Annotated in this window: 6 protein-coding genes; 5 read left to right on the forward strand and 1 reads right to left on the reverse strand. The window is 55.8% G+C overall.

Annotated features, from left to right (window positions below; genetic code table 11):
• On the forward strand, positions 1–701 hold a 701-nt coding region (locus HN413_17375; GenBank protein ID MBT3392173.1), incomplete at its 5' end, for an HD-GYP domain-containing protein.
• Between the two features lie 24 nt (positions 702–725).
• Here HN413_17375 and HN413_17380 read toward each other — a convergent pair.
• The gene (locus tag HN413_17380) at positions 726–2,432 is read right to left on the reverse strand and encodes a GAF domain-containing sensor histidine kinase (protein MBT3392174.1); all 1,707 of its coding nucleotides are present in this window, start codon (positions 2,430–2,432) and stop codon (positions 726–728) included.
• A gap of 183 nt (positions 2,433–2,615) precedes the next feature.
• Between HN413_17380 and HN413_17385 the strand changes: the two genes are divergently transcribed.
• The 4 genes from HN413_17385 (at position 2,616) to HN413_17400 (ending at position 6,895) form a co-directional block, all read left to right on the forward strand.
• Positions 2,616–3,917, forward strand: a complete 1,302-nt coding sequence (locus HN413_17385) for a hydroxymethylglutaryl-CoA reductase, degradative (GenBank protein MBT3392175.1) — start codon at positions 2,616–2,618, stop codon at positions 3,915–3,917.
• Between the two features lie 120 nt (positions 3,918–4,037).
• The gene (locus HN413_17390; protein ID MBT3392176.1) at positions 4,038–5,123 is read left to right on the forward strand and encodes a hydroxymethylglutaryl-CoA synthase; all 1,086 of its coding nucleotides are present in this window, start codon (positions 4,038–4,040) and stop codon (positions 5,121–5,123) included.
• A 79-nt stretch (positions 5,124–5,202) separates the two neighbouring features.
• The gene (locus HN413_17395; protein ID MBT3392177.1) at positions 5,203–6,363 is read left to right on the forward strand and encodes a thiolase domain-containing protein; all 1,161 of its coding nucleotides are present in this window, start codon (positions 5,203–5,205) and stop codon (positions 6,361–6,363) included.
• 115 nt (positions 6,364–6,478) lie between these two features.
• Complete coding sequence (locus HN413_17400) at positions 6,479–6,895, forward strand: Zn-ribbon domain-containing OB-fold protein (protein ID MBT3392178.1); 417 nt, start codon at positions 6,479–6,481, stop codon at positions 6,893–6,895.
• Positions 6,896–6,920 lie beyond the last annotated feature (25 nt).

Here is a 6,920-nt window from a genome sequence, read left to right on the forward strand (position 1 = left end):
TGCTAGAAATCTTCTATCGGTCAACTTTCAAACTGGATCAGGAATGGCTTGATTTTTTGAAAACGCTGGCAACACAAGCCGCCATTGCTATTGATAACACCAACTTATTTGAGCAATTGCAATATTCAAATTTTGAGTTGACAATGGCCTACGACACGACGCTGGAAGGTTGGGCCAAGGCGCTGGAATTGCGCGACCGCGAAACAGTCGGCCACGGACGGCGCGTGACCGAAATGACCATCGAACTTGCCCAGGCGTTGGACGTACATGATTCAGAAATTGTTCATATTCGCCGCGGGGCGCTGCTACACGATATTGGTAAGATGGGCATTCCAGACCATATTTTGCAAAAACCCGGACCGCTGACCGATGAAGAGATCCAAATCATGCGTCAGCATGTAACCTATGCCTACGAATGGCTCTCACCCATCCGCTATTTGCAAAAAGCGTTGGACATTCCCTATTGTCATCACGAAAATTGGGACGGCAGTGGGTATCCGCGCGGGCTGAAAAACGAACAAATCCCCCTGGCTGCGCGGATTTTCTCCGTGGTAGATGTGTGGGATGCCCTGACTTCCGACCGCCCCTATCGCAAGGCATGGAGCAAAGAAAAAACGAGAGATTATATTCGCGAATATGCGGGGCAGTATTTTGACCCCCAGGTTGTAAATCTTTTCTTGAAATTCATCCAGGATGATTAGTTGACAACAAAAAACAGGGGGTAATTATTCCAGTTCGTCTGGCGGCGCAGACGGCAGATGCTTCCAGGGCACCCAGGCCGAGATGGTTGTACCCTGCTCGGGGGTAGATGCAATCTTCACATCGCCTCCCACCTTGCGAGCGCGGCGATGCATATTCGAAAGACCATGCCCAATTAATTCCCCCGTATCCTCGAGCATAAATCCACGCCCATTATCACTAATCTTCAACAAAGCCTGCTCATCGGCTGTCCACAACTGCACATCCACTTCTTCTGCCTGCGCGTGCCTGGCAACATTGGCAAGCGCCTCCTGACAAATGTGGAAGAGCGCCAGCGCATTCTGACGCGGCAGGCCAGCAAGACCATCTTCTGAAGTTGCCAGTTTAGTTTTAGTGTTGGTATTGTGCCGAAATTCATCCAGCAGGCGCTGAATGCCGCGGGTCAAGGTTTCGCCCCCGCGCAATTGACGGGGGCGTAAATCGAGCACGTAGGCGCGAATATCCTGAATCGTACTATTCAGCCCCTCAATACTTTCACTGATTTTTTGGCGAGCAGCTTTGATATCATCATCGAGCGACATACGCGCATAATCCAGCGCCAGCCCAACTGCATAAATCGATTGAATCACACCATCGTGCAAATCCATGCCAATGCGTTCGCGTTCCTCTAAAATTGCAATCCGGCGGCTTTGTTGCTGCAAACGCGCGTTTTCAATCGCTGTACCAGCCCAGGTTCCAATCGCACCCAGCAATTCGCGCTCGCGCCAGGTCAGGTGTCGCTCGGAGTGGCTGGCAACCGTCATCACACCCACAACCCGATTCCCCGCCCGTAAGGGAACACAAATAATCCGTCGGAAACCGGCTTCAATCAACGCCGGGCGCAAGCAAACCACATCTTTTTCCAGCACCGGGCTTTCAATCAAACGGTCTTCCGCAGCCGCCTGCCCAATAACGCCTTCCCCAAAACGAAAACGATCACAAGACCAAAAAGCATCTGGCGCTTCGCCGCGATGCATTTTCAGCCACAGCATATCATCACTATCATCACACAAGAATATTTCGCCAGCCGAAACATCGAAATGCTTAACCACCTGGATCAGCGTCTCATCGAGAATATCATCCATCCCCGCGGCGCGCACCGATGTTTTCGCCAGGTTATAGAGCAGCATCATATCTTCAAACTGCTCTTTTAGTTTGCGGTCACTCTCGACAACATTTTCATACAGGCGCGAATTCTCAATGGCTACAGCCGCATAGGCCGCCAGGGTCTCGATCACACGCTGATCATCACCGGTGAAATCTGTCTCGTTTTTTTTGTTGGTCAGGTAAATTTGCCCCAACAGCATCTTGCCCGAGATAATCGGCACCCCCAAAAATGAGTGCATCGCTGGATGATGTGCTGGAAAACCCGCGCTGCGCGGATCTACAACGATATCGGGAATACGAATGGATTTTCGCTCGTGCATCAGCGCGCCAAGCAAACCCAGGCCGCGCGGTGGATGACCAATTTTGTTGGCCGTCTCTTCATCAACCCCCATGTGGATGAACTTCTCTAACTGACCATCCTCGCCCAAAACGGCAATCGCGCCAAATTCGGCCTCCGCTTGCTCGCGGGCCAGTCGTGCAATCCGCTCCAGCACATTATTGCGCGAAACATCGCTAACCAACTCAAGACTGGCGCGATGTAGTGCCGCCAGCCTTTCCTCAAGTTGTTCACGTGTCAACAAGACCATAGAAAATTTATCCTCACCTCCCATATTTTACCGCAAATTTATGAGTTGATAGTTTTTGCCAGCGCCTGCGGGTAGAATCATAGAAATCACCACTAAGACACAAAGACACAAAGTTTTTTCTTTGAGACTTCATATCGCCTGTCCCCTTCGGGAATTGTGGTTCAAATTTTGTGGATATTGACTATGCCCCCTAAAGACATCAACTCACGGATTTCTGGATATTATCAACTTTCGATGGATGAACGACGGGCGCACCTGACCCAGCGTGGGCTGCTGTCTCCGGAGGAAATACCCATTCTCGATGCGGATTCCGGTTTATCGCTCGAACAGGCGCAGCACATGATCGAAAACGTGGTCGGTCTGTATAGCCTGCCCCTGGGGCTGGCGCTCAACTTCACCATTAACGGGCGCGATGTACTCATCCCGATGGTTGTCGAAGAACCTTCCATCGTGGCCGGAGCCTCCTTCATGGCAAAGTTGGCCCGCGCCGGGGGTGGATTCTTCACCTCCAGCACGCCGCCCGAAATGATCGGGCAAATGCAAATCTTGGATGTCACCGATCCGCATAGCGCCCGCCTTTCCCTGCTCGAACACAAAACTGAACTCCTAGCCGCAGCCGCCGAGATTGACCCCATTCTCAAAGAGCTGGGAGGCGGGCCGCGCGATCTTGAAGTGCGCATCATCGAAGATTCGCCCATCGGCCCCTTTTTAGTCGCGCACCTGATCTACGATGTGCGCGATGCTATGGGCGCCAACGCCGTCAACACGGCCTGCGAGCGTCTGGCTCCCCAAATCGAAACCATCACCGGGGGGCGCGTGCATCTGCGTATTCTCTCCAACCTGGCCGATCGCCGTCTGGTGCGCGCCCGCTGCACTATCCCGCTGGCAAAACTGGCCTTTGGCGATTTCCCTGCCGAAGAAGTGCGTGATGGCATCATCGAAGCCTGGGCCTTCGCCGCCGCCGACCCCTACCGCGCCGCAACACACAATAAAGGCATTATGAACGGCATCGACGCCGTCGTCCTCGCCACCGGCAACGATTGGCGCGCCATTGAAGCCGGGGCACACGCCTATGCGGCGCGCTCCGGGCAATACACATCCCTGAGCACATGGGGGGCAGATGCCGAAGGCAATTTGGTGGGCACGCTGGAACTCCCTATGGCGGTGGGCATTGTGGGCGGGGCTACGCGTGTGCATCCCACGGCGAAACTGGCGCTAAAAATTATGCAAATCAGCAGCGCCAGCCAACTGGCCGAGATTATCGCCGCGGTGGGCTTGGCGCAAAACCTGGCCGCCTTGCGCGCGCTGGCAACCGAAGGCATTCAACGCGGTCACATGAACCTGCATGCCCGCCAGGTCGCCATCGCCGCTGGAGCCACGGACGAGATGATCGAAAAAATCGCCGCGCAAATGGTCACCGAAAAGGCGGTGCGGATTGATCGAGCGAGAGAGATTTTGGTAAAAATAGAATGTAGCGCAGGATAATTCCCCTCACCCCCCGCCCTCTCCCACAGGGAGATGGGGCTGCATCGGGGTTCTCTTTTTATCCCCTCTCCCGCGGGGAGAGGGTTAGGGTGAGGGCCAATGCCAAATGAGAGCAAATCTATGACTCAACCTTCAACATCCAACCTTCAACAGAAATTACTCATTCCCTCCCGCTCGGTGGGAATCGTTGGCTACGGCGCGTATGTACCGCGCTACCGCCTGCCCGCCAAAGAGATTTCGCGCATTTGGACAGATGGCACCGGCGGCGCCCCGATTCAGGAGAAAGCCGTCCCCGGTCCAGACGAAGATACCGCCACCATGTCGATTGAGGCGGCGCGTAACGCCCTGGCGCGGGCCGAAATCCAGGCCGAAGAAATTCGCGCTGTTTGGGTGGGATCCGAATCGCATCCCTATGCCGTAAAACCCACCTCCACGATTGTTGCCGAAGCCCTGGGGATTGTACCCTTCACGCAGGCGGGTGATTGGGAATTCGCCTGCAAAGCGGGCACGGAAGCGATGGTCGCGGCGATGGGTTTGGTCGGCTCCAATATGGCAAACTACGCCCTGGCAATCGGCATGGATACAGCACAAGGCCGCCCCGGCGACGCCCTGGAATATACCGCGGCGGCGGGTGGCGCGGCCTTTTTAATCGGCCCGGCAGAAGAAGCGCTGGCGGTGATTGAAAGCAGCCTGTCCTACGTCACCGACACACCCGATTTTTGGCGGCGAGAATACCAGAAATACCCCGAACACGGGCAGCGCTTCACCGGCGAACCGGCCTATTTTCATCACATCACTTCAGCAGCGCAGGTCTATCTGGATTCCACCGGAACTACTGCTGCCGATTACCAATATGCTATCTTCCACCAGCCCAACACTAAATTCCCCACGCGGGTTGGCGCGCAATTGGGCTTCAGCAAAGAGCAAATTGCCCCCGGACTGCTCGTCCCAGTGATCGGCAATACTTATTCCGGAGCAGCGATCATTGGCCTGACCGCCACGCTGGATATTGCTCAGCCCGGCGACCGCATTCTGATGGTCTCTTTTGGCTCCGGGGCAGGCTCCGATGCTTTGGGTCTGCGCGTCACCGAGCGACTGCTGGAGCAGCGCGACAAGGCCATCAAAACCCAAACCTACATTGCCCGCCGCACCGAGATTGATTATGCGACCTATACGCGCATGCGCGGCAAATTATTGATGAAGTAATATTCCAAAAAAAGGGATGTAAGCGTTGCTTCGCAACGCTTACATCCCTTTTTTTGGGTTTCTATTGCGGGAGAATTTCATGAGTACAGATGTCATCATCGCCGGTATTGGACAAACTAACGTCGGCGAACATTGGGAAATTTCGCTGCGCGAGCTGGCTTTTTATGCCATCGAAGCCGCACTGAACGATGCCGCCGGGCTGCGTCCTCAGGCGTTATATGTGGGCAATGTTTTCGCCCCACAGATTTCAGGGCAGGCGCATCTGGGCGCTTTGATCGCCGATTTTGCGGGCTTGCGCGGCATTGAGGCTTGCACACTCGAAGCCGCCGGAGCCTCTGGCGCGGCCGCCTTGCGCGCCGGATTTTTAGCGGTCAAATCGGGCTTCGTGGATGCGGCGCTGGTGGTCGGTGTGGAAAAAATTACCGACAAGGTTGGCCCGGAGGTGGATGTCAATATCGCCACCACCCTCGATAGCGACTATGAAGCCGTCCACGGGCTGACCCCCACGGCGCAGGCCGCCCTGCTGATGCGGCGCTATTTGCACGAGTTCAATGTGCCCGAATTTGCATTGGCGAATTTCCCGCTCACGGCGCACGCCAACGGCGCGGGCAACCCTCACGCCATGTTCCAAAAGGCGCTCCGGCCCACTCTCTACGAGCGCGCCGGGATGATCTGCGATCCGCTAAATATGTTCGATGCCGCGCCGGATGCCGATGGCGCTGCGGCAGTGCTGCTGACGCGCCCCGAATTACTCCCCCCCGATAGCCAGCATCCCCGCGTGCGGATTGCCGCTTCGAGCGTCGCCACCGACACGCTGGCCCTGCACGACCGCCCCGATCCGCTGGATTTTCGCGCCGCCCGGCTCTCGGTGGAGCGGGCTTGTTATCAGGCCGGAGCCAGCATTGACCAGATGGATTTCTTCGAGCTGAGTGATACTTTTTCGGTTTATGCTGCCCTCTCGCTGGAAGCTGCCGGATATGCGGAACGCGGCCGGGGGTGGGAGATGGCCCATAACGCGGCAATCACCCTCGAGGGGAGTCTGCCCATCGCCACCCTCGGCGGGTTGAAGGCGCGCGGTAACCCCTGGGGCGCAACCGGAATCTATCAGGTGGTCGAATCCACCTTACAGTTGCGCGGCCAGGCAGGGTCAAATCAAATCCCCAACGCCAAACGCGCCCTGGTGCAAGCTCTGGGCGGCCCGGCTGCTACGGTTGTGACCCATATCCTTGATGCGATATAGATGACAGGCAATTCCAAAGTGCCTATCATCTGTCCGCCAGCATCCTGATAGTTCTTGATAGTTTTTCCGGCTACACTTGTGTGCAATCAGGACATTGGTCTGAAGGAGATAAAGCATGGAAATACCACGTCACTGGCGATTAAAGAAACAACGCTATGCCTTGGTGGGCGAAATTTGTCCGCACTGCGATGCAAAAATATTTCCCCCACGCGATGTCTGCCCAGAATGCGGCGATGAAGCCAAAACAGAATTTCATTTTAGCGGCCGCGGCGAAGTGTATTCGTATACCACGCTGTATAATGCCCCAGCTGGGTATCAGGCCGATGCGCCGTATACCGTGGCATTGGTAAAACTCGATGAAGGCCCCGTGGTAACCGCGCAACTGACCGATCTTGGCGAGAAGCCCGTGGAAGTTGGGATGCTGGTAGAGATGGTCACCCGCAAATTACGCGCCGAAGGCGACGATGAGCGCGGGATGCTGGTGTATGGCTACAAGTTCCGGCCGTTTGGATTGATGCCGCAGGCGAGTTAGGATCGCTGCTGTTCGCATCTTCCTC

The organism is Chloroflexota bacterium (assembly GCA_018648225.1).
Lineage (GTDB): Bacteria > Chloroflexota > Anaerolineae > Anaerolineales > UBA11858 > NIOZ-UU35.